At 48.6% G+C, this 25599-nt stretch carries 33 protein-coding genes and 1 other RNA gene; 4 read left to right on the forward strand and 30 right to left on the reverse strand.

What is annotated here, in order from left to right; all coding sequences use genetic code 11:
* Positions 1–2 precede the first annotated feature (2 nt).
* The 30 genes from AC53GJ_RS14390 to AC53GJ_RS14535 form a co-directional block, all read right to left on the reverse strand.
* Positions 3–866, reverse strand: coding sequence for a substrate-binding periplasmic protein (locus AC53GJ_RS14390; RefSeq protein WP_496728647.1), 864 nt, complete (start codon positions 864–866; stop codon positions 3–5).
* A gap of 127 nt (positions 867–993) precedes the next feature.
* Positions 994–1446 (reverse strand): hypothetical protein, encoded by a 453-nt coding sequence (locus tag AC53GJ_RS14395; protein WP_496728649.1) that lies wholly within the window; start codon positions 1444–1446, stop codon positions 994–996.
* 150 nt (positions 1447–1596) lie between these two features.
* Positions 1597–2706, reverse strand: coding sequence for a fatty acid desaturase family protein (locus tag AC53GJ_RS14400; protein ID WP_496728651.1), 1110 nt, complete (start codon positions 2704–2706; stop codon positions 1597–1599).
* Positions 2707–2772: 66 nt separating this feature from the next.
* Positions 2773–3927, reverse strand: coding sequence for a flavin reductase family protein (locus AC53GJ_RS14405; protein ID WP_496728653.1), 1155 nt, complete (start codon positions 3925–3927; stop codon positions 2773–2775).
* Between the two features lie 570 nt (positions 3928–4497).
* Positions 4498–5484 (reverse strand): phage head morphogenesis protein, encoded by a 987-nt coding sequence (locus tag AC53GJ_RS14410; RefSeq protein ID WP_496728655.1) that lies wholly within the window; start codon positions 5482–5484, stop codon positions 4498–4500.
* A 181-nt stretch (positions 5485–5665) separates the two neighbouring features.
* Entirely contained in the window at positions 5666–5938 is a 273-nt protein-coding gene (locus AC53GJ_RS14415) for a hypothetical protein (RefSeq protein ID WP_496728657.1), read from the reverse strand.
* Between the two features lie 2 nt (positions 5939–5940).
* Positions 5941–6504, reverse strand: a complete 564-nt coding sequence (locus AC53GJ_RS14420) for a hypothetical protein (protein WP_496728659.1) — start codon at positions 6502–6504, stop codon at positions 5941–5943.
* Positions 6492–6746, reverse strand: a complete 255-nt coding sequence (locus AC53GJ_RS14425; RefSeq protein ID WP_496728661.1) for a hypothetical protein — start codon at positions 6744–6746, stop codon at positions 6492–6494. Before AC53GJ_RS14425 ends, AC53GJ_RS14420 begins: the two co-directional genes overlap by 13 nt.
* Complete coding sequence (locus AC53GJ_RS14430; RefSeq protein WP_496728663.1) at positions 6706–8214, reverse strand: phage portal protein family protein; 1509 nt, start codon at positions 8212–8214, stop codon at positions 6706–6708. The genes AC53GJ_RS14425 and AC53GJ_RS14430 overlap by 41 nt, the downstream gene beginning before the upstream one ends.
* Entirely contained in the window at positions 8211–9950 is a 1740-nt protein-coding gene (locus tag AC53GJ_RS14435) for a hypothetical protein (RefSeq protein WP_496728665.1), read from the reverse strand. The genes AC53GJ_RS14430 and AC53GJ_RS14435 overlap by 4 nt, the downstream gene beginning before the upstream one ends.
* Positions 9943–10422 carry a DUF1804 family protein gene (locus AC53GJ_RS14440; RefSeq protein ID WP_496728667.1) on the reverse strand — a complete coding sequence of 160 codons (480 nt, stop codon included), beginning with the start codon at positions 10420–10422 and terminating at the stop codon, positions 9943–9945. The genes AC53GJ_RS14435 and AC53GJ_RS14440 overlap by 8 nt, the downstream gene beginning before the upstream one ends.
* Before the next feature lie 29 nt (positions 10423–10451).
* Entirely contained in the window at positions 10452–10775 is a 324-nt protein-coding gene (locus AC53GJ_RS14445) for a hypothetical protein (protein ID WP_496728668.1), read from the reverse strand.
* The gene (locus AC53GJ_RS14450; protein ID WP_496728670.1) at positions 10772–11212 is read right to left on the reverse strand and encodes a hypothetical protein; all 441 of its coding nucleotides are present in this window, start codon (positions 11210–11212) and stop codon (positions 10772–10774) included. The genes AC53GJ_RS14445 and AC53GJ_RS14450 overlap by 4 nt, the downstream gene beginning before the upstream one ends.
* Before the next feature lie 106 nt (positions 11213–11318).
* The gene (locus AC53GJ_RS14455) at positions 11319–11705 is read right to left on the reverse strand and encodes a Mor transcription activator family protein (RefSeq protein WP_496728672.1); all 387 of its coding nucleotides are present in this window, start codon (positions 11703–11705) and stop codon (positions 11319–11321) included.
* The gene (locus AC53GJ_RS14460) at positions 11695–12270 is read right to left on the reverse strand and encodes a gp16 family protein (RefSeq protein ID WP_496728674.1); all 576 of its coding nucleotides are present in this window, start codon (positions 12268–12270) and stop codon (positions 11695–11697) included. Before AC53GJ_RS14460 ends, AC53GJ_RS14455 begins: the two co-directional genes overlap by 11 nt.
* Complete coding sequence (locus tag AC53GJ_RS14465) at positions 12267–12452, reverse strand: hypothetical protein (protein WP_496728676.1); 186 nt, start codon at positions 12450–12452, stop codon at positions 12267–12269. The genes AC53GJ_RS14460 and AC53GJ_RS14465 overlap by 4 nt, the downstream gene beginning before the upstream one ends.
* Positions 12442–12876 carry a hypothetical protein gene (locus AC53GJ_RS14470; RefSeq protein ID WP_496728678.1) on the reverse strand — a complete coding sequence of 145 codons (435 nt, stop codon included), beginning with the start codon at positions 12874–12876 and terminating at the stop codon, positions 12442–12444. The genes AC53GJ_RS14465 and AC53GJ_RS14470 overlap by 11 nt, the downstream gene beginning before the upstream one ends.
* An 89-nt stretch (positions 12877–12965) precedes the next feature.
* Positions 12966–13643 carry a DUF2786 domain-containing protein gene (locus tag AC53GJ_RS14475; protein WP_496728680.1) on the reverse strand — a complete coding sequence of 226 codons (678 nt, stop codon included), beginning with the start codon at positions 13641–13643 and terminating at the stop codon, positions 12966–12968.
* Positions 13644–13652: 9 nt separating this feature from the next.
* Positions 13653–13723: hammerhead ribozyme type II (locus tag AC53GJ_RS14480), an RNA gene on the reverse strand.
* Positions 13722–14009, reverse strand: coding sequence for an HU family DNA-binding protein (locus AC53GJ_RS14485; protein WP_496728682.1), 288 nt, complete (start codon positions 14007–14009; stop codon positions 13722–13724). Before AC53GJ_RS14485 ends, AC53GJ_RS14480 begins: the two co-directional genes overlap by 2 nt.
* A gap of 13 nt (positions 14010–14022) precedes the next feature.
* On the reverse strand, positions 14023–14622 hold the full coding sequence (gene orn, locus AC53GJ_RS14490; RefSeq protein ID WP_496728684.1) for an oligoribonuclease: 600 nt from the start codon (positions 14620–14622) through the stop codon (positions 14023–14025).
* The gene (locus AC53GJ_RS14495) at positions 14619–14894 is read right to left on the reverse strand and encodes a hypothetical protein (RefSeq protein ID WP_496728685.1); all 276 of its coding nucleotides are present in this window, start codon (positions 14892–14894) and stop codon (positions 14619–14621) included. The genes orn and AC53GJ_RS14495 overlap by 4 nt, the downstream gene beginning before the upstream one ends.
* Positions 14891–15070, reverse strand: a complete 180-nt coding sequence (locus AC53GJ_RS14500) for a hypothetical protein (RefSeq protein WP_496728687.1) — start codon at positions 15068–15070, stop codon at positions 14891–14893. Before AC53GJ_RS14500 ends, AC53GJ_RS14495 begins: the two co-directional genes overlap by 4 nt.
* Positions 15071–15072: 2 nt before the next feature.
* A complete protein-coding gene (locus tag AC53GJ_RS14505; protein WP_496728689.1) occupies positions 15073–15690 on the reverse strand; it encodes a DUF3164 family protein in 618 nt (205 codons plus the stop codon).
* A 59-nt stretch (positions 15691–15749) separates the two neighbouring features.
* On the reverse strand, positions 15750–15932 hold the full coding sequence (locus AC53GJ_RS14510; protein ID WP_496728691.1) for a hypothetical protein: 183 nt from the start codon (positions 15930–15932) through the stop codon (positions 15750–15752).
* Between the two features lie 36 nt (positions 15933–15968).
* Positions 15969–17249: an AAA family ATPase gene (locus AC53GJ_RS14515; RefSeq protein ID WP_496728693.1), complete on the reverse strand. Its 1281-nt coding sequence runs from the start codon at positions 17247–17249 to the stop codon at positions 15969–15971.
* Positions 17242–18912 carry a transposase gene (locus AC53GJ_RS14520; RefSeq protein WP_496728695.1) on the reverse strand — a complete coding sequence of 557 codons (1671 nt, stop codon included), beginning with the start codon at positions 18910–18912 and terminating at the stop codon, positions 17242–17244. Before AC53GJ_RS14520 ends, AC53GJ_RS14515 begins: the two co-directional genes overlap by 8 nt.
* Positions 18912–19802 carry a hypothetical protein gene (locus tag AC53GJ_RS14525; RefSeq protein WP_496728697.1) on the reverse strand — a complete coding sequence of 297 codons (891 nt, stop codon included), beginning with the start codon at positions 19800–19802 and terminating at the stop codon, positions 18912–18914. The genes AC53GJ_RS14520 and AC53GJ_RS14525 overlap by 1 nt, the downstream gene beginning before the upstream one ends.
* Positions 19803–19808: 6 nt before the next feature.
* Entirely contained in the window at positions 19809–20243 is a 435-nt protein-coding gene (locus tag AC53GJ_RS14530) for a hypothetical protein (protein WP_496728698.1), read from the reverse strand.
* A 75-nt stretch (positions 20244–20318) separates the two neighbouring features.
* A complete protein-coding gene (locus AC53GJ_RS14535; protein WP_496728700.1) occupies positions 20319–20609 on the reverse strand; it encodes a hypothetical protein in 291 nt (96 codons plus the stop codon).
* A gap of 147 nt (positions 20610–20756) precedes the next feature.
* On the opposite strand from AC53GJ_RS14535, the gene AC53GJ_RS14540 reads away from it, so the two are divergent.
* The 4 genes from AC53GJ_RS14540 to AC53GJ_RS14555 all read left to right on the forward strand — a co-directional run bounded on the left by AC53GJ_RS14540 (position 20757) and on the right by AC53GJ_RS14555 (position 25176).
* Positions 20757–21236, forward strand: coding sequence for a helix-turn-helix domain-containing protein (locus AC53GJ_RS14540; RefSeq protein WP_496728702.1), 480 nt, complete (start codon positions 20757–20759; stop codon positions 21234–21236).
* A gap of 24 nt (positions 21237–21260) precedes the next feature.
* Positions 21261–21749: a hypothetical protein gene (locus tag AC53GJ_RS14545; protein WP_496728704.1), complete on the forward strand. Its 489-nt coding sequence runs from the start codon at positions 21261–21263 to the stop codon at positions 21747–21749.
* A gap of 47 nt (positions 21750–21796) precedes the next feature.
* Positions 21797–24361: a hypothetical protein gene (locus tag AC53GJ_RS14550; RefSeq protein WP_496728706.1), complete on the forward strand. Its 2565-nt coding sequence runs from the start codon at positions 21797–21799 to the stop codon at positions 24359–24361.
* A gap of 146 nt (positions 24362–24507) precedes the next feature.
* Positions 24508–25176 (forward strand): hypothetical protein, encoded by a 669-nt coding sequence (locus AC53GJ_RS14555; protein ID WP_496728708.1) that lies wholly within the window; start codon positions 24508–24510, stop codon positions 25174–25176.
* Positions 25177–25599: the final 423 nt, after the last annotated feature.

Consider the following 25599-nt stretch of genomic DNA (forward strand, 5'->3'; position numbering starts at 1 on the left):
GGTTATTGATATTTCGCCAATATCGCCTGATAACTGCCATTTTGCCGGATACTCTGTAACGCCTGATTAAATGCTGCGACCTGGGCTTCAGTGACGGTATTTTTACTGAACATCAGGTAGACGTCACTCTGACCTAAATCTATGCTGTGCTGCCCAATCTGACCGGCCAGCCCCTTACGTCTGAGCATCGAACCTCCGACCAGACTGTCTTCAAACATGGCGTCAATTTCTTCATCTTGTAACCGTTTTAAGTTCAATTCACTCAGCGGCGATTCAATAAAAGCCGCTTTCAGGTTGTCATCGTTGTAAAAGCCGGCCACAGTTTCGCCATAATAATAATCACTGACGATGCCGACTTTTTTCCCGGCGGCTAATAACTCTGCAAGGGTGGCATACTGCGACAAAGCGGTATCGGTTGAACGGATAAACAACACAAATTTCTCATTGCGATAAGGATCAGAGAAATATGCAAAACTTTCTCTGGCCGCAGTTTTGGAAGCGCCTGGCAACAAATCCAGTTCGCCCTTTTTCAGCGCACTGATTAAATCAGTCCAATTGCCCTGACGGAATTCCAACTGACATTTCATCTCATCCGCAATCGCCTGGATCAATTCAATATCGAGCCCGGCGGCTTTTTGTTCCATACCAACGTACTGATAAGGTTCCCAGGCTTCAAAACCAAGCCGGAAACTACAGGCGACAGGTGCAACCACGTCAGCCACAACAGGCGCGGCTGAAGTCTCAGCTACCGGCTGAACAGCACCAGACGCAGGCGCAGTGGCGGGGGGCGCGGATTCTGGCGCAGGTTTGCAACCGGCCAAAGACAATAACAAAGCACAACTACACAGCAAAATTTGAATGTTCATAAGCTGCCTCATTGAGTGGTCAACCCAGACTGGACTGTCCGGATAAGTCTGTTCAAAGCAAGCTTAGTGCATCTTTTTGTAATTTACAGAGTAACTTAGAATTTGTTGCAGCGGACTTCACTGCCGCTTACTGAACTTCAACCAGTTGCCAGACCAGTTCTGTGATCTGCGGCCCTGTGATCGCTTGCTGGCGCCAGATGCCATTTTCCAGACTCCACTGATAGCTGCGGACCTCATTGCTGAAGGCTTCGGAACTGAGTTCAGGCCATTCCTGATACTGACTGCCATCAATGGCAAAACGACCAGCTGCCGCTGTGGGCAATTGCCCGCCGGTTGACTGACTGACCATACTAAAATGCTGATTGGCTATCACCTTGATAGCTTTTAACTGGCTGGCATCCTGGGTTGATAACAAAGAGCCATCCAACGCTAACTGGCGCAATTCCAGCAGTCGCCAGCTACCATCGAGCACTGAGCTGCCAGGCAGGTATTTTTTCTCGCCATGGGTCAAGGCCAGGCCATAAAAAAGACTGGAACAAATCAGCACCAGCCCTAATAAAAAACCTGAATAATAATTCATCTGAATGTCCCGTGCCGCTGACCTGGCGGTGCTGATTTACTGCTGCACCGATACTAGCGACAATTGTGCTGCAGAGCCAGATCTGATACAAAAAAATTTATCAATATCAGAATATTATAATCAGTTCCAGCCTCGCCACTGTGACAAATATCAACCGGCAACACCTGGTGTTGTCTGTCTTGCTGCAGCAGGTAACGAATAGCGCAAAATTCTTGCCAGCACAGTGCCGTATTGCCGGATAAAACTGCCACTGTGGTATGGAATTTGATAACGCTGCGCGATCGCCTGCACCTGAGGCGCCAGTTCCAGATAACGGCTTGCTGGCAAATCCGGGAACAAATGATGTTCAATCTGACAACTAAGATGACCGGTCAGAATATGAAACCAGCGCGGGCCGGTAAAATTCGATGAACCCAGCATCTGCCGCAGATACCATTGACCCCGACTTTCTCCTTCGCATTCTTCGGCACTGAAGGTATAAACCTCAGCAGTAAAATGACCACAAAAAATCACCGTAGCTGTCCACCAGTTGCGGATCAGATTGGCCAGCAAATTGCCGAGCAATACTTGTAAAAACAACGGTCCGGCCAGCAATGGGAACAACAGATAATCTTTCAGTAGCTGGCGGGCGCCTTTACTGAAAAAGGCTTTTTTCAGCTCGCTATCGCTGATCTGACTGTGCCGGTCGGCTTTTTTCCGGCCGGCAAATACCCGCTGCGCGGCCAGCTCATGATAAGAAACGCCCCATTGAAACAACGTACTTAACAGCAGATAAGTCACAAACTGCCACAGATTGCGCAGCCGCCAGCGAAAATCATGACTCAGTCGCAGCAGGCCATAACCAAAATCGCGGTCTTTGCCAATAATGTTGGTATAAGTGTGATGTTCAAAATTATGCGTCCTTTGCCAGGATTTGGCATCACAGGCAATATCCCATTCAAAGCTGCGTGAGTTCAGATAAGGATGATTCATCCAGTCATACTGACCATGTAACACATTATGGCCAATTTCCATATTGTCGAGGATCTTCGCCAGCGCCAGCAGCAACACACCAAGCCCCCACCACCAGGCCGACCAGAAACCGGCCAGCAGCAACAAACGGCCACTGATTGCTGCCAGTCGCTGCACGACTAATAATCGTTGTAAATAACGCGCATCCGACTCACCCAAACTAGCACGGGTGGTGGCAGCCAGTTGATCTAGCTCTGCGGCCAGTTGATCGGCCTGATCGGCCGATAAAAATTGTGATAAAGTTTTCATCAAATTCTCTTATATGCTGTTATCAACCCGCAACGACTGACGATTTTCCGGCTCTGCGGGTTTTACTCAGCCTTGGCTGGTTAAATCAAGCTGCAGCGCTGTCACTGCTTCGGTTAAACAAAGTTGGATCAATTCTGCGCCGTTGCCAGACAGCTCACCTGTGAATAGATTCCGGACCTGCCCTTGTTGTTTCTGACATAAACACTGCATACAAATACCCCGCCGGCAGCCATAACGCGGTGTCAAGCCAGCTTGTTCCAGGCTTTGCAACAAGTTGCCCTGACTCTGGGTTTGCAGAATGCCGCCCGGCGTTTTAATTGCTAAGCTTTGCGCGTCGCCTGTTGCCGTCAGTTGCAGGCCAAAGGACTCCTGCAAAATAGCCTGCTCCGGCACGCCCTGCTGTTGCAGCCATTGCTGCCATTGCTGGCTGAAACCGGTGGGACCGCACAGATAACAACGGCGTTTGGCTAAATCCGGTACCCAGGCCAGTAACATTTCAGGTTTGAGCCGACCTGCCGTCGTACTGTTGAGCTTTATAAACTGCAATAACGGGAATTTTTCCTGCAACCGGCTGCACTCAGCCGCCAGCACTGGATCAGCATCGCGTGAACTGTAAATCAGCGTCAACGGCTGGGTCAGCCGGGTGATGGAGCTGAGCATGGCAAATAAAGGCGTGATACCACTGCCGGCAGCCAGCATTAATAAGGGCTGCTGTTGCTGCTGCAGGACAAAATCGCCAGTCGCTGCCGAGATATAACACTGCGGTTGCTTTGACATTGCAGCAGCCAGAAAAGATGTCAGTTGCCCGCCTGGCTGGATCTGTAGACATAAAGTGATACTGCCGTCTTGCTGAAATTGCTGCAGCGCTGAGCTGATACTAAAAGTCCGGCTGACAGCCCGGCCGTTGATCTCGACCATCAGTGTCAGATGTTGTCCCGGCAGAAAACCAGTCCAGTGGCAGCAGGGTTTTAACCGCAACAACAAAAACTGGCCATGGCGCTGACAGCTCAGCCACTGTACCCGATACCAGCCCGCCCGATAGGCGGGTTGCCACAACCGGATCAAAGGTTCCAAAAAACTAGTGAGCGACGGCTGCACCAACAGAATGCGGCAAAGTTGTTGCCACACGCGCAGGAACCAGCCAAACCAGAACAGTACACCAGCTGGCTGCTTCGTGCGCGTTGTTGCCAGCGAGTTCTGCGCTGCGTTTAAATTAGTCATAACCCCTCCGAAAATTCAGCGCACATTTGTACTCTATTTTAAGCAACTGGTCCAGCCTCACAGCCAAAAATAAACAGACCGTACCCTGCTAAATATAAGGACTTTCATTACAGGAAGTAAGGATAAGCAAAATTCAGCGCGCAGGCGTAACAAAAATAAAATAACAACTGTACTCTGAAAAAACAATTTCAGCCGTCACCGGGTGTAGGGGGTCGTTCAGTATTGGATCTGAAAAATTTGGCCCGACGGCGCGAAGAGCTTATAAATTGCGGACTTTGGGGTTTTACCCTGTTTTGCGATCTACGAATGGTTTTGGACAAACCCTCTCAAAACCACCCAGATTCTGAGATGTTTCGTTCATTTAATGATAGGATTTGGATCGGTTTAAATACCGTTTTGAACAAACCCTCTCAGTTTAAATCCGTTTAATGAACAGGTGGATTTAAACCCCGTTTTGCCATCAAGTTGTCAAAAGTCCGCGCGCGCCGACTTTTGAGTTTAATAACGAAGTTTAAACCCACTTCTTTAAACGTCATTTAAAGCCCGTTTTAACCTAAGTTCACCAGGTCTTTAAATTATCCCCAGAAGTTGCAGGATGCCTACAACAAACACCAATCTGAGTCGGCGTTCGCCACTTTGCACCGTCAGTACACCAGATGCACTGTCATACTGAGCGCCATCCGCTTTGGCCAGCAATCCCATCACATCATTCATCGCTTCCGGCATGCTGCTGGCAATACTGTTTGCAACGGCACCAGACAACATAACAGCCGTGTTTTGTACCTTGACGTTAGCCTTATATAAGGTGGTCACTGCGTCTGGCGGAATATGCCCAAGCACCACCCGGCTTTTTGATGCCCGTTCCGGGGTTTCAGTGGCCATATTTGCCAGCCAAGCTCTAAATTGTGGCACTTGTTGCTGCATTTGCTCATTAACCGCTGCAATAGTCGCTTTTCTGGCTGTGGGCGGCAGCTTCGCTAATTCCCGACCCAATGCGATATCTGGTGCTACCCACGCAACACCTGGATTGTAGTCCCAGCCCAAATCCACGCCAGGGAATTTATCGACCATCTCACCAGTGATGGTATCAGCATGTTTAATCATGCTTAAATCAACATCAGCAGGCTCTGTTATCTTTAATCCCATCCGTTTTATATCCCGCTCAGATAGCGATATAACCTTGCAACGACAGTTCCAACCGTTCGGCGGGTAATGCGTCAACCAGAAGGGATGATCCACAGGTAATAAATAGTAGTGCCATCGCTTGTGATCCGGCCGCACCCTGGTATCAGCTGCCGTTGTGTATAAAAGGTATGGTCGTGTCTTTTTAACTCTTTGCTGCTGAGTCCAGCGCCCGGCAGCATTGGCCGTATTTTTGTTGTTCTGGTAAATAACGTTCGTTCGCCAGCCGCGCTTACCTTTATATGACCAGCCATTCTTTGCCACAGTGGCGTCAAACTTCTTACGAAAGTCCTGCAGGGTGTCACCTTTGCTAATTGCATCAGTTACAGCCTCGTGCAAGTCGTTTAATAGCGCTGCATTCGTAGCGCCAGCCACAGTAAAGGCTTTGGCATGAATTGCGCCCTGCATATCACGCCATTCTTCAGTCGGTATTTGCAACTTCTGCAGGTGAAAGTCGATGGCTTCTTTAAACGGGATAATTGTGGTGCTGTATTGAGGTGATGGCATGTTTAAACCTGTTTAAAGTTGGGTTTAAATCCGTTTAAACCCGTTTAAATTAATACGTTGTAAAGCCCTGGCAGTTGTCGAAAAACTCTATATACATACCCAGATCCAGATTGGATGGAATAGGTAATTCCATCTGTTTTTCACGTAACACGTTTGCCAAGCTCTTCGCTGTTTCGTCAGATACATCCAGAGGATCGTTTGTGAGCGGTGGATTACCCAATAAACGGCTAATTTCGTCCACTTTCAGCAATGAAAACCAATGCACATTTGGAGCACCAAAAGAGAAACAATCCTGACTTTTCGGGTCAAATTCAACAGTCATTTTCAGCCCTTACTGGTCAATCGGTAGATTTCTTGCTGCAGTTTTTCAACCGCCTGCAAATCACCACGTTTTTCATTACCGTGGCTACTGCCGAAGAAAAACGCGATGATGCTGGCGATAATGGTCCCGAGCACAAAGCCCAGGATGGTATCGGCAAATCTGATGCTGGTTTCCGGGATAGTGGTAAATGTAATGAGTGTCACGTATCCGGCCGCAAAACAGCTCCAGAAGATGGTCAGATAGTAAATAAAACGTTTGGCAAAGATGTCGCCTTGCTCCAATGCCGCCTTTTGTAGCGCCCTGGCATCGGCTCTGTCGTTATAGGCCATCCGTTCCAATTCAGTTTCATTAGCCATCACGGCCCGGCTGAACTCAATCTGCAGTTGCTGATCATGTTTAAGCTTTTGTAGGGCAGCTTCCGGCGTTTGAGCGCCAGTAATTGCCTGGGCGGTGGCCATCACTTTTTCAGCGATAGCCGCACCGTTATCGCCGCCAATCCAGCGGCCTAACTTAGTATCCAACCCGGTTAAACGGGCCAGACCGAGTGCAATGGTTATTGGTTCCATAAGTATTCCTTGTTTTCTCTTGGTGGTTTAGGTTTTAACAATCCCTGGCGTGCCAGGTGTTCGCGGTACACTTCGGCCAGCGTGACACTGGCCCATCCTCTTAAAAAATATGCTTGCATCGTCGCGTCATGACTGTGCAAACCAGCAACAGCGCTTTGACTGGCTCCTTCAATGACGGCAATTTCTGCATTTATGCGGGTCTCACGACCTTTTTGATAACTCCAGCTCCAGTTCCTGCCCATCGTCGGCCTCGCTCATGCCACTTAGGTATTCCAGGGTCAGTGCCTGGCGCGTGATTTCAGCAATGCCACTGGCTGTAATGCCGGGCATCGCCTGTTCGATGTGGGTTCTGAGTTCCTGCAGGTCTTTGGCATTTTTCGCAAACTGAAAAATGGCGGCGACTTGTTTATCAATGGCACTATCAAAGCCAGTGAACTCATCATCCTTTGCCGAAAAATCCACTTTGGCCGGTGTGGCAATACCTTTGCCGTCATCGACCACTTCCAGCAGCTCTTCGCCCTCTTTGGGAACCGGGACACCCAGCTCGTTGTAGGCCCATTCCTTGCTGACCGGCACCAGGCGGCCGGTTTCACGAACCCGGCTCACGGTTTCGGAATTCACTTCGCGGCGGTCTTTAAAAATCCACTTCGGCGGCTCGCCGCCGTTAAAGTTGACGCCGTGCAATATCTGCAGGATTTGGTTGCGGCCATCGACCACCAGGGCACGATCGGCCCTTTGGTTTTCACTGGCGCGCCTGGCGTGGGTATCGCTGGCCGCGCGGGCACCTTGGCCGTTTTGCTCTGTGGCCAGCGTCTGGCTGGTCAGCGCTTTGGACATCTCACGGTTACACAGGTCAATCAGCTGCGCCTGCACAGGTTCGCCGCCACCTTTGCGCTCTAAAATTTCAACAGACGCATCATCAGGCAACGCGCCTATACCATCCGTCACCAGCATGGATAAGCCTTCCAGTAGTTTGTCGATGTCCTTTTGGTCAGACCCAACCGGGTATTTACCAATGGGAAATGGCACGCCAAAACGCTCACACAGCTGCACAAAAAACTGGAAGCCACCATGTTTAAAGGTCCATGGCCAGAAACAACTCGATAGCAGCGCCACGCCATAGGCGTTATCCGGGCTTGGCATGTGACGCACACAAAAGAACCGGCGCGGATCCAGTTCAATACCCTGGGGCGATTCTTTGGTTTTCAGCAGCAGGTTATGCTCCGCGTCAAACACAAATCGGCGCGTTTCCCAGGCTTCAATAGATTGCGGCAGCCAGCGGTCATCTGTTTTGATGAACGGGCCTAAATGCACGGACGAAAAACCGAATAAAATCGCGCTATACAGATGCCAGTCAAAGTCCTGCCAGCGCGTATTGGTGCTAGGTGGGCGGTTAAACAGCTTTTTGGCGGCTTCAAAGCTATCCATAGATGCTTTATCACTGCCACCTGGCACCAGTTCCGTCTGAAAGGCCAGCAAACCAGCGCGCATGGTGCGCAGCTCACCAATAACATGGGCGTCACGGCTGATGGCATGGTAAATGTCGGAGTTTTTACCGGCTTTTCTTAAGATAGGATCCGGGTTTGGCAGCTCCCGCAGGTAGGACCATGTTTGCGGATCCGTTGCAACCCGGCTGAATACCGTTTGCAGGTTCACCGCTGCTTTTTTGGCGGCAGGCTGAGGCTGCCGGTACTGTTTTTGTTTTCTCATGATGTGTAACCTCGAATGCCGCTGGTGACTTTTCGGCTGCCGATATTTGGAATGCCGCCCATGCCGGTACTCGATACCATCCATAAAATGGAAAGACCGCAGAGCAAGTCAAAGTGGTGTTCTGTTTGTTTTTGAGGCCAGTTTTCCATCTCGCCTTTAAGCAAAGTGCAGCTTTCATGGATGGCGATTTGGGCGGGATCATCCGTCACAAAAGGCTCCAGCGCGGCGATGCGCTCTTCCTGGCTAATCGTGGCGGTTACGCCTCGCAGTGGCAGTGCAATGCCCTGATCCAGTGCGCGGCTTTTGAAGTCCGTTCGCATATAGTCGAAGGCGTTGTTGTTCTCAAAACCCCAGACGCGGCAGTTGTATTCGCGCTGGGCGCGTAACATGTCTTTGAGTAGCATGCTGGCACCGCGTACCTTGCGGCTTTCAAATTCAACGTGCAGCTTCTTCAGTTCGCGTGACCAGAACCCCACCAGAAAGGCACTAGGGTCGGCAGTGGCTGTTTTACCCATGGATGGGTCACAGGCACCGTAGGGGATCCAGTCAGCCAGCCGGTTGACCCAGATTTCAAACCGGTAAAAAATTTGCTCATCATCACTTTTGGCAATGCCTTGCATTTCACGGTTAAACTCACGCGGATTGCTGGCCCACATGGCCATCAAGTCATACAGACTGCGGACACTGGGCCAGCTCGTTTTCGCCCCTGCAGACATCACCTTTTTATGTTTAAACCAGTATTTAAACGACGGTTTATCTTCTTTACATAACGCCTCCCCAGCGGCGGCCGCCGCCTTTTCTGCCTCTTTATCATCACGAAGCATCATTTCCCGACAGGTCCGCCACCGGTCCATATCGTTTGGAAAATTCACAATAGCTTTAAAGCGGTGCACGATATGCCCAGGTGCATGCTCGGCCCGGCTGATGGGGTCATCACTGTTCAGAACCGTGTTGACGCCTAAGAACTTCACGCTGCCATCTGGTGGACCCAGGTATTGCACCGACGCTTCCAAAAAGCGCCAGCGCGATTCACGTTCGGTGGGTGACTTGGCTTCCGAGTCGGTAATGATGTCATCGGATAACAACAGCTTAGGGCGGCTGGCTCCATGGAAAGCACCCCGTACCGCTTGATCCGCGCCACGGCTTTCAAACCGGACGCCTTGCGCCGTGGTGAATTCACCAATCTTCCAATGGTTGGACGGCTGGCATAGTTCTGGAAAATCCAACGACAGATTGCTGTTGCTCAGCAATTCGGTTTTCACCACTTCCAGCGTTTTGGCTGGCATCTTGGCTTCTGCGCCAAACAAAATGACGTAATCAATGGGCAATGGCAGCGGTTTTAACCCCGTTTCCTTACACACAGCTTCATCATTTAACAATGCCAATACCGCGACATACACCGGCGCTAATTTACAGCCCAGCGTTGATTTGGCTTCGCCCCTGGGCGCGACATACCAATGCTTCCAGCCGCTGTTCAGCATCAGCGCTTTGGGTAGCCAATCCATAAAGTATTGTTGGAACTCAGACGGGCTTGCGCCCTCTTCCAGCCACATGTGATGCGGGAAATAGGTATACACAAAAAACTGAAAATCACCGGACAGCACCCGTTTGCGGCGTGCCCGGATAGCTTCTGGCGAGGGGTCCATTTTGCGGGCTTTTGCCTCGATATCCCGCCGCAACATGGCGGCGATTTTGTCGAGTTCTTCCAGAAAGTCTTTACTGTTGATGTCAGCCATTTTCTGACATCTCACGGTCAATCACCGGACCAAAGGCTTGCAGGATTTCAACAAACTCCGGGGCAAACCCTGGAAAGCGTTTGCTGACAAATTCGGCCAGTTTCTTAATCACCTCAGCCGCAACGGTACGCCTTGCAATATTGGTATTACCGCCGCTGGCCTTCATCACTTTGGACATCATGTCAGTGAGGCTGGACAGGGTTTTGGTGCGCTGCTCCAGGCTGAGCTTGTCGCCCTCGCTTTTCAAAAGCTCGAACGTTGCAGCAACCTGCAGACTGAACTCTTCCACAAAATCCACCGTGAACTCACCCACCGGGCCTTTGGCTCTCCTGGCTGCTGTGCGCGCCAAATCCCAGTCATCCCCTTGGCTACTTGCCTCCGCTTTCCAGCGCCGCGCAGTGCCTTCCGGGACGCCATGGCTGGCCGCAGCAACAGACAGCGCCAGCAGGCTATTGACATAGGCATCGCGCACCCGGTCTTTAATGTCTGATGCGTGCGCCATTACTTCAGCGCTCCTTTGACCAGCTCCGCCACCAGCATTGTCAGAAGCCCGGCAGCACCGCCATAACCAGCCATTTTTACCTTCAGGCTTGATAGCTCATTGGCCTGGTTCTGCTGTAATAATTCAGCTGCACTAAGCCGGTTGTGCATATCAACAAAGCGTCGGTCAATATCGTTTTCCAGCCGATCCAACCGCTCATTCACGGTTGCTGCAGATTCACGAATGGCCGTCTGTTGGGCGCGTAATGCTTCCAAAATGGCTTGCTGGGTTGCTTCAATGGAACCCACGCTATGGAATAATTTGTGCTCTTGTTCTGGCGTCATGGTGCAATCACCTTCACTTCAGCACTGTTGGTGGTCGCCACATCAAAATGCAGCCAGCTGACGTCCCGCTCAATGCGGGTCAGGTGTGGAAAGCGATGCGGGTTGGCCAGGATAAACTTGCGGGCTTGCTCAGCAGTCACATGCTTAAAGTTGACGTCAAAAGCTCGGCCAAACTTGTGCTGGCTGTGGACTGCACCAACCGTGCAATTAAAAGGTCGCCAGCCCCGGTACTGATTCGAACCACCAACAGCCCAGTTGTTGACTGTGGCAGGTCCAAACTCATCCCGTAGCGCCTGCAGCGTTTTCAGTGCCCGGTCATCGAACAGGTTTAGGAACTTCTCTGGCGTTTTTTCAAACTTGCGGTAATAACTTTCTGGCACTAACTCATGCCAGTTAAATGACGGTGCCAACGGGCACTGAATTGGGTTTGTGATCATGTCGCGCGTCCTTGGTAAAGTGGCGACACCATTAGATCAGGTCTGTGATTTTTCTTACGCTGTAAAGTGTTTTACGAAAAGCGGAATAAGGGAAAGCGCTGGGCTATCAGAACAAGCCCAGCTGAGGCTCTGCGGCGCGGTGTTCGCGATAAATGGTGGTGATTTGCTGGCGCGTCAGTTTGTACTTTCTGACCAACTGCTGAATGTTGTGAGTGCGATTATCCAGCGCCCGGCAGATACGCTGATTGCGCACCTGTTTCAGCACTTTGCTGACCATAGGCACCTGCCAGTGGGCTTTGGGCATCCGCTCCGCCCAATGGTCAGCCAGCTTTTGTCCAAACACCTGGACAATCACATGGCTGTCGTTTGGGTTCTCGGGCACAAAGAACATCTGGCCCTGGTACTCCTGCAGAACACGCATAGCGTAATCAAAGTCCAGATGCTCAAAGACTGCCCGCAGACCGTGTGGCAGTGATTTTAAATCAATGTCCAACAGCGGCCTCCCGGCATGTTTTAAAGAGTGCCCGCACATCCGGATAACTCAGCTGGCGCAGGTTCCCTGGGGCGCGTGGTGATACCTCCAGCACTTTGACCATTTCGCGTTTGTGCCACAGCTTTAAGCTATTAATCACAAATGCCGCATCATCAGGTTTTAACCAGGTGCATTCTGATATACCGATGCCACCATTCTTTTGTGAAGTCTGGCGCTGAATATAGCGGTTTAACGCTGTTTCACTGCGATCCCGGATAAAGCCATCATCTGCCATATTCAGCCAAACGGCGCGGATCACACTGCGCTCGTCTGACTGGGCTTTACTGGATGGACTCAGCCGCTTTTTGCCGGTGGCCAGCGGTTTAAAACCCAGCTGCTGAAAGCGGCTCAGCGCCGCCTCCAACTGCAGAATAGTCAATTCTTTACTGCTGGTTTTGCCGTTGCTAACAGCTGCCAGATTGGCGCGGTAACTGTCATCGTCCATCTGCAGCTTGGTTTTGGCTACATGCAGTAGCTTAATTAAATGCGCTTTGCTGTTCACAGATTTGCTGATCGTTTGCGTCATTGGATTGGCTCCGCACCCACAATCATTGCCGCGACTTTCAGCCCTTCGACAAAGCCCTGATGCTCCGGCGTGCCAGGTTGCAATACAGCGCCACTGGCTAAGCGAAACGCTTGGTTCTGATGTGCCAAGATGGCTTTAATTGCGTTTTTTGATTCAACAGCTTCCAGCACTTTATGCAGCATGGGATATCTCCATTAAATTTGTTTTCAGAACCAGGTTAGGGTTTTTCTTAAATTGGCTAACAACGCTTGATGCTGTGGTAAAACAAGGGTCAAACCAGACGTTTGACTTGTGTAAATTCGGAAAGTGTTTCTTGGCATCGCGCTTGCCAAACGCCTTTTCAATCTCTTTGACACGTGCGACTGAATAAACAGCTTTGCTTCTGCGACGCCATACCTTTTCAGTGAACGGGTCAAAGTTCTTCATGTTTTGAAAACCCATACCTGGAGCAAGTTGATTGTCGATATAAACGACGTATGCCACTTTATTTTCACTGACAAAAGCTTTGGTCACTTTAATGTTGCGTCCATCCAGTTCGAACTCGATCGTGTTATACAAGCCCTTCATAAAGTGGGAAATTTGGTCCCACTGCGCCTTGGTAATCATTCGCTGCTCCCGCTATGTACTAATTTGATAGCCGCTGCTGCGACAATCACGAATAAGAAAATCCATTCCCAAAGTCCCATAACCATTCCTTAAAAGTGCCCGATCCGGTCACTGTGATTGCCGTCCAAGCCCTGATTGATTTTCACCTGGCGGCCGTCTTGGATGCCGTCCCAGCGGGCGTTCTTGTCGCGCTTTACATCTTTGCTGTCGCGGCCTTCCAACTGCGGCAGTTCTCCATGCTGTTTGTCACGGAACAGCTTTATCAGCTTCGCTTCCTCGGGGCTTAGCGCCCACGAACGCAAATTACTGGCCACCCCACGGATCCAACCTTCGCAGTACAAATCTGCCCGATTAACCGTTGTTGCCCGCTTCAGCCGCTTATTTAAACCGGCTTGATAGTCACGGCGGGCCTTCACCAGCAATCGACTCAGCACTGAATAGCAATAACCAGCTAATTGGACCCGATCAATCGGTCCGTTGAATTGGATTTTTACGCGCTTAAAACCAAATATCCGCACTGAAAACACACCAAAGGTGCTGTTGACCAAAGTGATTAATGACACTGCCCACTGCGGCGGTTTCTGGCTACTGTTGATGTCCGTGACCGTTTCGCTGCCCATTTCCTGCAGCTCAATGTCTGTCATGGTCAGGTTGTGCTCTGCCATCATTTTTTGAGCCATGCGCAGTGCGTTGGCCGCCTCGTGTTGATTGGCACTTTTGCCCAGAGCCATTAATTTTTTGATTTTTTGCAAAATACGTTCTGACAATTCCTATCTCCTTCGCTGCTCATCAGTACCAAGCCACGACGCCTGGCAGACGCAACCGGCGAACCGGCTGCGTTTCGCTTAAATCGAATCCAGCAGCGTTTTTGCTGGCGTAAAGGTCACGGCTTTTTTCGCTGGGATCACAATTGACTCACCAGTGCGTGGGTTACGGCCAACGCGGCTGGCTTTCATTTTGAATTTGAACTTACCAATGCCGGTCAGTGCCGGTTCGTCACCGCGTGCAATTGCATCCGTAACCACGCTGGTCAGGCTATCCAGCAGCGCAGTCACGTCTGCTTTGCTCACAGCGCGGTCATGGCTGATGGTCATTTTTTCTGTCACAGCGGCGATTAATTGTTGTTTGTTCATGGTCTTTTCCTTCTTAGTGGTTTGAGTTGAGTTGTAAAAAATTCATATACATCCGCGCTTCAGCAATACTTTCACGGATATCTGAAAGCGCTTCGTGGCTGTAGGTTTTATGCTCCAGCGCAGCTGTGGCAAGCTTGGGTGCCCAGTAGCGTGCCGCCAATGCCACAGCAGAGGCGTCAAACTGGCGGTAGTGCAGATATGCTTGCAATGAGGGCATTTGCGCACTGATAAACATCCGATCCAGCAGGATGCTATTACCCGCCATCACGCCGCCGGTTTTGGCTTTGCGGTCATACGCCGCAACGCCATTGTTTTTCAGGTGGCAAAGGATTTGCTCTTCGGCTTGCGCCAGGCTGATGCCGCTTGCACGGCAACGGTCTAACAGGCCGGATTTTGCGTGGGTATCCAGCGCCCACTCATGACAGCGGCCAATGACTGCATCATCGTGGTGAATAGTGATCTGCAGCGGCTCGCCAACTTCGTTGAGCTGAGTGTCAGTAATAATCACAGCCACCTCTAAAATCGGGTAATAGCTGCAACCCATCTGGCCACCTGGCAACAGGCCAGACAGACCACCAGTTTCGATATCAATCCAAACCAAATAATTTTTCATTCGTTCGCATCCCGATTATTCGAAACATACGCCTTCAGCACTTCAAAATCCGGCTGCTCTGTTTCCACAAAATCCACAAATTCCGCGACATTGAGCTGGTAAACTTTGGCAACACCAGCCAGCAATTCGTCATACCCTGGCAGCAACGGCTGCCACTCCATCTGGTACATTTCAGCCAGTGCTATGGCATGGCTTTGCATGGCAACAATGCTGTGCAGCAATGGGTCGTCCAGTGCTGCTGCTTTGAAATACTCCTCAAAGTCAGTCATCATTGCCGCCCAACATAAGGCGCTGTCAGCGGCTCAATGCCTTCGCCCAGGATCCATTTCAGTGCGGCGGCCACGCCATCTTCGAACGTCATATCTGGCGCGTTGGTGCCGTAGGTGGCTTTCAAACGTTGAGCTGCAGCCAGCTCAACTTTGATTTGTTCAGGGGTGAGTGTTGCCATGGCTACTGTGCTCCAAACAGAAACGGGTCAAGCTCAACCGCAGAGAACTGCAGCGTGATTGGGCGGTATTCGCCGTTTTCGCTACGGTAATAAAACAGGTAGTAACTCGCGGTGTCGTGCACCTCCAGGGCGTCTTCCAATGCCTTGACAGCTTGGGTCCACAGCGGATGGTTGATGTCGGTGTTTTTGATGTCGATTAAACGGCTGACGCTGATTTGGTTTTCTTTGCCACCACCAAAGGCGCGACCAACCAGTTTTTTCAGTGCTTCGTCGACGCCTGACGTGGCCATATTCAGATACTGAAAAAACAGCTGGCGCGCGGCTTCAATGTTGGCATTCACCTGCACTTTGTCGCGCATGGTGCGGGCCAGCTTTAAGGTGCCATCAAAGCTGGTCAGTTCGATGTTGCCTTTGATGCGGCTCATTTTCTTAATGCCGTGCTCTTTGGCCAGCGCTGCAATAAACTCTGGGATCACGTTCGACAGTTCGGTTTTCAGCTCGGCCAACTGGCGATTAATAGCCACCGCCTGGGGAATGAACCGGCGCACAATTTCATCGGCCTGGCGCTTGTCAGCAGGCACGTTCTCGATGCGAATAAGGTTGCCAGTGGCATCAAACATGAAACCTTCTGGTGCCGTTGTTGGGTTGATATAGTTCTGAATATTCATCATTGTTTCCTTTAAGGCCAAATTTCATCTTTAAGCTTACTTACAACACGATCCAGCAGTTGCAGTTCGCCCTGGTTCAAATTCTGAACGCCGTAGTCATGTGCTTTGAGCACAACACACTCTTCCTCTTGGTTAAGCTCTACAGTCCTTGCCTTTCCAGCGGCAAGACTTTTGTAATATTCCAGTGATTGCATGTTTTTTTCCTTGTTAAAGTCATGGTTAAAAAGCGTTTAAATGGCTGGTTTATTCAGCACTTGTTTGAAAATTGAGTTGACCAACATCCGGTCCACCCGCTTGGTTTCGTCTCTGCTGCAAACGCTCACCAGGTGCGGCAGCAGGTTTTCGCATAGCAGGCGGGCATTGCCTTCCACGCGCTTATGCAGCCATGTCCACCAGGTTGGATCCGCATCCACCAATGGCAGTGACATCTGGGTCAGGCTCTGGAACAGGTGTTTGATATCTTCGCTATCAAGCTGCCCCTTCGGCGTTGGCCAAAAGCACACGCGGCTGGCGATCAGTTCGTAGCGCTCTTCGGCTTGCAGGCGGTCAGTCAGTTTGGTGTTACCAATCAGCACCACGCCGATTTGGGCGCGGTCGCTAATGGTGCGCAGTGGGTCTAACGCGTTCGGCTTACATTTATCCGTTTCATCTAAAATGATGATGCGATCAGCGCCGTGCAGTGTTCGAATAATCGTGTCCATCGTGCGGCTAGCCGTTTTCAGCTTCGGCAACCCCAGCATCATGGACAGCTCTGCCAGCAGGATGTTGGCGGTCATTTGTTCATGGCCAACAACCAGCAGGGTTTGCGGGTTCTGGCGGATGTATTCCTGCAGGCCGTAGGTTTTGCCAAGACCAGGGGCACCGGCAAATACCGAAAAGCGGCGGGCACGTCTGGCATGAGCACAAGTGTAATCAATCAGTTCAGACATACTGGTTTGCACAAATGGCACATCGCCATAGCGCAAATTCAACTGCGACAGCACTTTTTGCCGTGCCGATGTCGCCGTCTCTTCAGCGGCTTGGGTTGCTGAGGTTTGCTCTGCAATCTGTGCAGGTTCAATCGCGGCCCAGATGGCTCGCAGATGTGCAGATGGATCCGCGTTATATTTGCCATTCACAATCTGGCTGAACCAACCAGCTGTTTTGCCCAGCTTTTTCGCCACGTAACCGGCAGTTACCCCGCTTAATCTCAGCTCTGGCGCATCCAGGCGTTGCAGGATTTTGCGTGAAAGCTCTATGTCTTCAGCTGAATATTTGTCAGTGAATTTGTCGGCCTCTTCCAGCTCAGACATTTTCAGGTCGCCGAATACAATCTTCCACAATTCATCCAGCACTTCCGTTGGATTGTCAGCACTCCTTTCATTCAGCACTAAATCAACTAATTCCATGCTGACCGTTTTGCAATAATCTAACGGTTGCAGTTCACGCGCTTCGATCGCTTCGCGCAGCTTTAGGGCCATCTTGCGTTGAGTAGCGTTGTATCTAAATGGCATTTTTTTTGGTTTATACATAACGTTGCTCCAGTAACTGTTCTAATAAATTCTCTGATTGGCTTGGATGCAGCTGCAGCAGATCTGCCATCAGCGGGGAATGGTCATCCAGCGGTAATTGCAGCGGTGCCACGTTGTCCAGCGCGGGTATGTCTGCGCTGAGTTCTGTCAGTTGCTGCATATCAATGGCTTGGCCCAAAGCCGCGCGGTGGCGCACTTCCGAAATTTTGCGTTGCAGGCGTTTTTCCTGACCCACCAGACGATTTTGCTGCGCCTCTTCAATGCGGCTGGTAGGAATGGCAGACACCTTGGCTTTCAGCTCAGCCAGCATTAAAAAACTGCCGTCCAGGCGCAGCAGCGCAATGTGGCTATCGTTGTGCAGGTCGTATTCGGCCAGCAGCTCTTCGCCATTAAACTGATGCAGATAATTCGCGCTGTAATCACGTTTGTGCAGCCGGACGCGGCCGCGCAGCACGTTAACCTTGGCGCGTGGTCTGATTTGGTAATCAGCCATCCCAACCGGCACCCGCTCCAGCTCTTGCCAGACGTCCCAGCGTGTTTTGCCTGGTACTTCCGGGTGCGGCTGGTGGTGATACCAGTCCAGGAACCCTTTAAAGCCCGCGATCCATTCGTCCAGACTTGGCAGCTGGATTTCGCCGGATTTAGCGCGGCGAAGCACTTCGGCCTTGTGGCGTTCGTCGTGGTCACGGCCGCAGTAGCTGATAAAGGTTTTGCCTAAACGGTCTTCCATGGTTAAGAAAAACCGCTCAATCCACTTGGCGCGGGCATTACCTGGAATGGCAAACAATGGCTCTATGTTGAACTGGGCATAAAAGCCAGCCGTGTCATCGTTCATCATCGCGCTCTTGTAGCCAGAGCCGTTATCCAGATACAACATGGCTGGCACATGGTCATGCGTTGCCATGGCCCGGCTGAGCGCAGTCAGGGTGCTGATAGCACTTTCGGCTTCAGAGATTTCCCAGCCCACAATGACGCGACTGCGAACATCCATAAATGCGGTAAGTTCTGCGCGCCAGGGACGGCCGGTATTTGGGTGCGCCAGGTACACATCAAGTGAATGGCCGTCAGCGTTGTACATAAATCCCGCCGGTATTTGGTCGGTATGGCGGATCCGATGGTCCTTGTGCTTTTCGCGATACAGCTTTGCACTCATGCGATACATGCTGTCTGGCCCAAGCTCATGCGGCATTGAGTTAATAAAAGCGCGGACACGGGCAGCTGTAGCGGTTGAAAAGCCAAGCCTTACCAGGTGATCTGCCACCATTTCAATAGAAGGTTTGTTGGGGCTGTGATACAGCTCAAGCGCCTTGGCTTCCCACAGATGCACTGTGCGGGCCTTGCCTTTGTAACCTGGCACCAATCCATCCATGCCATCTGATTTGTATTGGTTAAACCAGTTATACAGCGTAGAGCGGCCCGGCAATTTACCCAGGAGCGCCAGCGCCTGGACTACTGCCAGACTGGCAGAACCGGCTGTAATTTCAGCTTGCAGTGCAGAGATAGCGATATCCACTTTGCCACCACGTTGGTTGATATCACTGACGATGGCATAACGAGCCTGGGCAGTGCGGCGGGCTTTGTCTGACGCTTTGGCAAAACCGGTATCTGCCGCCGGGTTTGACAGCGCCGGTAATTGAGCGAAACGGGCAACTGCTGGGTGCATTATTTGAACCCCCGCTGCATTTCATACATGGCCAGCATGTATTCACGGTTGGCGATGGCGTTTTGCCATTCCTGGTGGCTAAACGCCGGTAAATGCTCGGCGCCAGCCAGGTTGCTATTGAACTCACCAAACAGATTTTGCAGCATCTGGTTTAACCGCATTTCAACGGCCATCCAGCTATGCCACACCGTTTGCGCGGCGGCTAAACGTTGCTCTGGCGTAAACTGGCGGGCATTAATCAGCTCGTTAACATCAACAAACGCCTTTTCGACAAATTCACTTGCAACAGAGCTTTGGCCCAATGCGTTTTGGCGAATGGTGCCAATCAGCTTTGGCCAGCCCTGAACGTCAGTGCTTTTAGTCAACTGTGCCAGGTTCATCTGATTAATTGCAGCCGCTGCACGCTCTTCGGCCTCGGACTTTTCCACGCGCAGGCGCTTCACTTCTTTGGCCAGTTCGCGGCTGCTGAGTTCGGACAAACCTTCGATGGTTTCATCGTCCATTCTGTCGATAAGTTGAATGGGTAGCTTTGCCATTTCTCGCAGTTGGGTATGGTTCATTCCCAAAAGTCCGCGCGCGCGGACTTTTGAGTCGGGCAGCATAATGAACATGTTGGCAATTGCCATACATTCGAAAGCAACACTGCGAGCCAAACCAGAATTTTCGATTCTTTCCTTGAACTCACCATGCGAACACTGGCTTTTAACCTGCAGCAACAAAAGCCCTTGCTTTAATGAAGCCAGCTGTTTTCTCTCTTCCAAACGCACGACTTCTTCCATAGCTTCATCGGCAGAATCAGGAAAAATCAACTGAACTTGAGTCGCTAGCGCTTCCAGCCGCTCAATTGGCATAGAGGTATCGTTATCAAGGATTACTGGGGGCTTAGCCATACTCACTTACTCCGGCCGAATTAGACGGATAAGTTCGGCGGCCATTTTTTCAGCTGCTTTTGATTTATCAGCCGCATCAATTTGAAGTTCGGCATATTGTTGAAAAAGCTGACCACGCTGATCCACAGCCTTGAATGCAAGTGGTTGAAGTAGCAAATTAACTGGCTCAATGCTTCGTACGGCCCAACAAAAAGCAGGTAACAAATGGACTGGCATAAATTGATCAGTACCTGGACTGAACCATTTATTTAACTTGTTGGCAGACACCACGTTTTCGCCGCCAATAGCGTCATTCATACGATCTGCAAGCAGTGGACGGCTCATACCTGAAGTCCGCATTAGCTTGCTGCATTCGGCTAAAAAAACATGGTAAACATCCATCTGTTGTGGAGTTTCGGAGTTGAAAACGCTTGCTTGTAAACTTTTAATTAATTCATCCATTTGAAAATTCCGCCAAAGTGCTGGTAAAAATTACTAAACAAAAACCCTGTTGCAAAAACGCAAAAGCAATTAGTGTTATTGCAACACTTGATATTCTCTTAACTTGTGTTCTATCTCTGCCCGGCGCTTATCACGCGTCGGTTTTGTACTGAAGTAAGATTCGACATCCCCAAACACTTGTTCGAGTGGAAGTTTGATGAGCGTGCATATCGCTTTGGCGACTTTGATTGAGTAGCTTCTGCGGTGCATCACATTGCTTATATGGCTGTGAGAGCAACCAAGCACAGACGCAATATCACTGATAGTCGTATCCGACTCTTGTAATTTCAGTTTGATTTGCGCGCCAGTTAAATTGGGCTTCGTCATGTGGTAACATCCTTTTGAAATATGGTTTTATAAAAAACTTGCAACGCTTTGCTTTATTGCGTGACTGCAATATACATTTGCATATTTGCAAATGTCAACACCAAAGAGTTGCGTATTAGCAAATATATTTGCGTATAGGCATTGCCAATGATTTTGCAAAAAGATAAAGTTGATAGCGTTAGGTCATCTCGTGTCCTGGAAGAGCTGCAAAAACGTTTAGGCGTAAAAAGCAAATCTGAACTGGCGCGATCGCTTGGCTTGGCTCCAAGTACTTTGCTCAGACAAGAGACAAACGGCGAACTGCCATATCGTCAATTAATTGAATTGGCGGAGATGAATGGCTGGTCAATGGATGAATTGTTATGTCTGAAAGAGTCTGGAAAATCTCAGTCAGCGGATCATTCGTCTATTGAGCTGATGACCCGATATGTAGCCATGGTGGTTCGGGTATCTGAGAAATATCTAAATAGTGTTGAAATCAAAAAGAGGGATTTGGGCGATAAAAAAATTGCCAGTCTAAGGATTGAATTAGCAAAAATCCTTATGGAATTAGCGATTACAACCCAAGGCAATGAAGCTGCCATAGATTTGGCATGTCGCTCAATCCTAACTATTAACAGTGTATAAATGCACAAATAGAAAGGGTTTATAATGAAAAATGGATTGCTTTTAGCTTTAACTTTATTCTGTACAACTTCGGTAATGGCTGAAAACAGAGCAAAAATAGAACACATGACGGTCAATCTTAAACTGCCGGATAATTCTAATTTAACTGTTGATATGAGCTTTGACTGTGGAAGTTATTACGACAAAACCGCAATGATTGTCACAAGTCGCCAAGGTGCTGAAATTTTAGCAACAGCTTATGAAGCACTATATGGTCCGGCAGCTGGTAAAGCTGTAATGGATAAATGGAATAATAAAGCGAAATCGACAGATCCTCGTTTGCCCACCTTCATCCTAGTACGTCCTCCTGTGGGTAAATCATATCTAGTTAAAGCCAACGATGTAAAATCTAAGCGGAGCGATTTAAAGATTGATCCTTTAAATGAGAATAAAATTGAGTTAAAGGCTCCAGCTTTTGATTTGACGGAAGTTAGCGGCACATGTGGTGCTATTGAGCATCCGAATAATTATTAGAGTATAGGAATAAAGGGCACTTCAAGTGCCCTAGTTGAAGGGAATGTATGGAAAAGCTCTTATTAATTGTTTGTATGTTGTTTGCATCTGCATTCTTAAATGCGGCAACGCGACAAAATGTTGAAATACCAATCAGTATTCCTATAGCTGATGCAGTTCAACATCAACAGGACCTGTATTTTGCAAGCCATGTGGGTCTTTTAAAGTTATCAGATGGTAATTTATTCAAGTTGAAAGATTCCGGAATTGATTTAGGCCGTTTACGCCAGGTCGAAATTAGCCAGGACCAAAATCACTTGTATGCAGGTGGGTTTGGTTTATTTCAGCTAAATCTAACTGATTACAGTGTGATAAAAGTATTTCCAGGCTGGGTAAGCCGGTTCGCAATATCTGACAAATATTACTATGTTGATACTGGTAGTGATTTATGGGCACTGCCAAAAGATGAAACCGGAACGAAAACAAAAATATTTGAGTTCCCAATAGTTGCGATTACTCAAGTTGACCGCGAAGTTTTTGCCCTCACACAAGGTGGTCTGTATGCATTGATGAATACGGTGTCACGTCTTGTTAAGCAAGGCCAATTTAAGAGTTTGCTTTCCAACCCGCTTTACATGGTCATGACTGATTCTGAGTTCATGCACGTTTTTAGCCGAACAACAAATCAATGGCATAAATTCACACTCCCAAAAAACGTTTCTAAAATAGAAATGAGTTCACAAGAAGATGCTGTGTGGGTTCGAAGTAATGGCATTTGGAAGAAATTCAGCCTTATCAATTTCCAACTGCTTGACAGCATTGATAAACCAGCAGCATTTTTTTATGACAGTCCATCTGGACCCGTACTTTTTGATGGGACTACATTAACGCTTAATAAAAAAATCTCAATATTTGATATTCAATCAAAATCCTTGGTGGCTTCGGCTGTCATAGAACCTTTTATTTATCAAAGTTCTGCGGGAGTTTTTGCAAGCGGCGTGGGTGGAATTTATTCAGTTACAACTGGTGAAATAGTTTTAAAATCGGATGAGCACATTACTTCATTCGAAACTAGAGATGGAACCAATTTTACAATCGGCACTAATAAAGGCGTTATCTTACCCGATGGCCAGTTAATTAATAACGGGTTTGTATCTGACATTGAGAGATATCAAGAAGACACAATGATAGCCTTTGAGCACAGCATTTATAAATTAAATCAAGGCGCGCTGGTTCAAATACCTACAGATGAGCTAAAGGGTCAAGAAATTCTTAACCTCAAAAGCGAACAAGGTAAATTTTTTGTTTTAACTGATAGCCATATTTTTACTTACGACAATGAACTAAAAAAAATTGCAAGCCTTAAACAAGCTGTTTGGGAAGATGTTGCAGTCATCAAAAACAAACTTTACGCACTCAGCTATAACCATGGAATTTTTGAAGTTGGTTCGGACGGAAGCCTCAATAAAATAGATTCGCTGCAGTCATTACCGAACCGATTTTTTGTTCATAATCAATCAGTGTATGTAATTGGCCGAGAAGGGGTTTGCAGATTAGATATTAACATTGCTTATTGTAAGCAAATATCAGCTAGTGTTACAGGACGTTCTAGCGCTGTTACGAACAACGGTATTTATTATAGTAACCCACATGGCGTTTGGTTACTTGATGAACGCGCATTGGTTTCGAATCCAATTTTGCAGTATGTCGTGTTAAATCAGCGAGCAGTAATAGATAAAAATATTAAGCTCAATTCGGGCCAAGCTATTGTTCTGCATTTCGATAGGAAAGACGGTACGGTTTTTCTCGATGGAAAAGAGTACTCAATCTATAACCATCAAGTTGTACTTACCCCTGAAAAGTCCGTTCAGGTAAACGGGTGGTATATCGATGTAAAGCAACGCATAAGTTGGTTGTGGCTGCTACTTGTACCAGTTATGGGCATTGCTTGGTGGGCGCTCTGGTCTTTAGTCAAGGCAAAATCTGTTGCTAATGCTGAGTTTGTTCGCCTGTCAAGATATCAACTTCACGCCGATGAAATTCGCAAAGCATGTGATATGTCTCTTGATATATCCCATAAACTTAATATGAACAATGAGCTTGCGTTATCAGATGCCATTTACAAGGCTCAAGAGCTTCAAGAAATATTGTCGCCAATAGCTATGAATGCTCGCCTACGTGATACTGACAACTTAACTTTTGCGATAAACAGCCATGTCGCCAGTATATTCAGTATCCACCCTGAACTAGATGTTAGTATCGGGGAGTGCGATAAAATTAACAGCAAGTTGAATGCTGATGCCTTTCATCTTTTGATCCATATGTTGCGGTACGCTATTGACCAGTTGGGAGCAAGCAAAGCTGTGATTCATGTATTACGTGAATCAGAGAACGATTGTCTGTTGTGTGTGGAGCATGACGGCAAAACTGAAACGAAACTCAATCGCTTAATCAGCCGTTCAACAGATCACATGATCATGAAAGCTATTGCCAGGGAGTATGGCCAAACACTGAAATTTTTCAGCAATGAAATAAATGTAATGCTATCTCACAACCCGCAAATCAAAGCAACACCGCAACAAGCTTACTTTTTGGCGTCTGCATCAAAGTTTGGTTTGAAGATTCAAAAATAAAATTCAAGCACTTATGCCACGGATGGCATTTCCCCCACTTTGAATTACCTCTGATTGCCGAGCATCCGCTGTATGTGGCAATATCCATATATTCGTTTCAAGACAAGCGATTACACCGGAAGTCCAAGCACAAACATGGAGACAATATGAAGAAAATTCTTTGCCTGGCATTAGCTATCGCCATATCGGGTTGCACAACTGTTAGTTACAACGGAGCTGATACCGTAACTAGAGGTGTTGATTATCCAAAAGTCGGAACAGAGATGACCGCATATGTTGGCGATCACATGGTCGAAAAGGGGCTGATTGCTGAACAAAGCGTGCTCGTTATACCAAATACTATTGATGGCTCGACCTACGATATTCCTGCAGGCACATATCTGCAGATAGGCGCTGACAAAATACAAAACTTTTATTCGACAGTTACTATAGGGGGCAATTACAGTGTGAAACCAGCACTGCTGGCTGATCCTGCTAAAGCGATATCAGTCAAAAAAGGTCTTGGCCAGGATGTTTGTGTAATTACCCTGTACGGTGTGAGTTCTTGCTTCAAAGGTCAGTATTCAAGAAAGCGGCAACTAGCTGAATCTGCAAAAAGCTTCCAACAGACTTTGATTTACAGTGGTCGGGTTGGCGACAAAATTAATATCGGCTACCGTGAATTCAGCAAAGACATTGCCAGGCCCGCATTCAACAATGATGTCGAATATGATTTATCGACATCAAAAGTAATTGGGTATAAGGGGGCGTTAATTGAAGTTATTAAAGCTGATAACAGCAGCATTACCTACAAATTGATTCGCAACTTCCCATAATGCCGTCAGAGCGCCATTACGGCGCTCTTGACTCTCCAAGCACATCAAATTAACGCTTTTTAAAAAACGCTCCAGAATCGATTCTAAGAACTTCACCACCCGACCCACTACCATGCCTTGACTCGAACCCGTTTAAACAAATTTAAACTATGTTTAAACGGCAATTAAACATGGTCTGCTGCTCCGTCTTGGCTCCGATTTGTACGTTTGCGTTCGTCAGCCAGAATTCATGAGTTTCCATCCAATTCCTAATACAGCTGTAAAGTTCTTTCCAAGCTTTCATAGCTTTGATTCTGAATATGATACCTGAGGCATATTTTTCAGGACTCTTCATGGTGAAGAGTGGCTTTTGCCTTGGAGCAAACCATGCAATACACAGAAATCGCCGTACTAGCGGTTGGCCTTGTATTTGCCAAGGAACCA

It is taken from the genome of Rheinheimera sp. B2H12 (assembly GCF_059620065.1).

Bases quoted from the DNA above. Each gene is read 5' to 3' on its own strand.
- AC53GJ_RS14495 (WP_496728685.1), bottom strand. From the start codon at position 14,894: ATGATGACTGACTTTGAGGAGTATTTCAAAGCAGCAGCACTGGACGAC.
- AC53GJ_RS14390 (WP_496728647.1), bottom strand. From the start codon at position 866: ATGAACATTCAAATTTTGCTGTGTAGTTGTGCTTTGTTATTGTCTTTG.
- AC53GJ_RS14535 (WP_496728700.1), bottom strand. From the start codon at position 20,609: ATGACGAAGCCCAATTTAACTGGCGCGCAAATCAAACTGAAATTACAA.
- orn (WP_496728684.1), bottom strand. From the start codon at position 14,622: ATGAAAAATTATTTGGTTTGGATTGATATCGAAACTGGTGGTCTGTCT.
- AC53GJ_RS14515 (WP_496728693.1), bottom strand. From the start codon at position 17,249: ATGTATAAACCAAAAAAAATGCCATTTAGATACAACGCTACTCAACGC.
- AC53GJ_RS14520 (WP_496728695.1), bottom strand. From the start codon at position 18,912: ATGCACCCAGCAGTTGCCCGTTTCGCTCAATTACCGGCGCTGTCAAAC.
- AC53GJ_RS14430 (WP_496728663.1), bottom strand. From the start codon at position 8,214: ATGAGAAAACAAAAACAGTACCGGCAGCCTCAGCCTGCCGCCAAAAAA.
- AC53GJ_RS14545 (WP_496728704.1), top strand. From the start codon at position 21,261: ATGAAAAATGGATTGCTTTTAGCTTTAACTTTATTCTGTACAACTTCG.
- AC53GJ_RS14540 (WP_496728702.1), top strand. From the start codon at position 20,757: ATGATTTTGCAAAAAGATAAAGTTGATAGCGTTAGGTCATCTCGTGTC.
- AC53GJ_RS14470 (WP_496728678.1), bottom strand. From the start codon at position 12,876: ATGATTACCAAGGCGCAGTGGGACCAAATTTCCCACTTTATGAAGGGC.
- AC53GJ_RS14530 (WP_496728698.1), bottom strand. From the start codon at position 20,243: ATGGATGAATTAATTAAAAGTTTACAAGCAAGCGTTTTCAACTCCGAA.
- AC53GJ_RS14525 (WP_496728697.1), bottom strand. From the start codon at position 19,802: ATGGCTAAGCCCCCAGTAATCCTTGATAACGATACCTCTATGCCAATT.
- AC53GJ_RS14550 (WP_496728706.1), top strand. From the start codon at position 21,797: ATGGAAAAGCTCTTATTAATTGTTTGTATGTTGTTTGCATCTGCATTC.
- AC53GJ_RS14445 (WP_496728668.1), bottom strand. From the start codon at position 10,775: ATGACGCCAGAACAAGAGCACAAATTATTCCATAGCGTGGGTTCCATT.
- AC53GJ_RS14425 (WP_496728661.1), bottom strand. From the start codon at position 6,746: ATGGGCAGGAACTGGAGCTGGAGTTATCAAAAAGGTCGTGAGACCCGC.
- AC53GJ_RS14405 (WP_496728653.1), bottom strand. From the start codon at position 3,927: ATGACTAATTTAAACGCAGCGCAGAACTCGCTGGCAACAACGCGCACG.
- AC53GJ_RS14435 (WP_496728665.1), bottom strand. From the start codon at position 9,950: ATGGCTGACATCAACAGTAAAGACTTTCTGGAAGAACTCGACAAAATC.
- AC53GJ_RS14420 (WP_496728659.1), bottom strand. From the start codon at position 6,504: ATGGAACCAATAACCATTGCACTCGGTCTGGCCCGTTTAACCGGGTTG.
- AC53GJ_RS14555 (WP_496728708.1), top strand. From the start codon at position 24,508: ATGAAGAAAATTCTTTGCCTGGCATTAGCTATCGCCATATCGGGTTGC.
- AC53GJ_RS14505 (WP_496728689.1), bottom strand. From the start codon at position 15,690: ATGTTTGATGCCACTGGCAACCTTATTCGCATCGAGAACGTGCCTGCT.
- AC53GJ_RS14395 (WP_496728649.1), bottom strand. From the start codon at position 1,446: ATGAATTATTATTCAGGTTTTTTATTAGGGCTGGTGCTGATTTGTTCC.
- AC53GJ_RS14450 (WP_496728670.1), bottom strand. From the start codon at position 11,212: ATGATCACAAACCCAATTCAGTGCCCGTTGGCACCGTCATTTAACTGG.
- AC53GJ_RS14460 (WP_496728674.1), bottom strand. From the start codon at position 12,270: ATGACGCAAACGATCAGCAAATCTGTGAACAGCAAAGCGCATTTAATT.
- AC53GJ_RS14510 (WP_496728691.1), bottom strand. From the start codon at position 15,932: ATGCAATCACTGGAATATTACAAAAGTCTTGCCGCTGGAAAGGCAAGG.
- AC53GJ_RS14465 (WP_496728676.1), bottom strand. From the start codon at position 12,452: ATGCTGCATAAAGTGCTGGAAGCTGTTGAATCAAAAAACGCAATTAAA.
- AC53GJ_RS14485 (WP_496728682.1), bottom strand. From the start codon at position 14,009: ATGAACAAACAACAATTAATCGCCGCTGTGACAGAAAAAATGACCATC.
- AC53GJ_RS14415 (WP_496728657.1), bottom strand. From the start codon at position 5,938: ATGACTGTTGAATTTGACCCGAAAAGTCAGGATTGTTTCTCTTTTGGT.
- AC53GJ_RS14500 (WP_496728687.1), bottom strand. From the start codon at position 15,070: ATGGCAACACTCACCCCTGAACAAATCAAAGTTGAGCTGGCTGCAGCT.
- AC53GJ_RS14400 (WP_496728651.1), bottom strand. From the start codon at position 2,706: ATGAAAACTTTATCACAATTTTTATCGGCCGATCAGGCCGATCAACTG.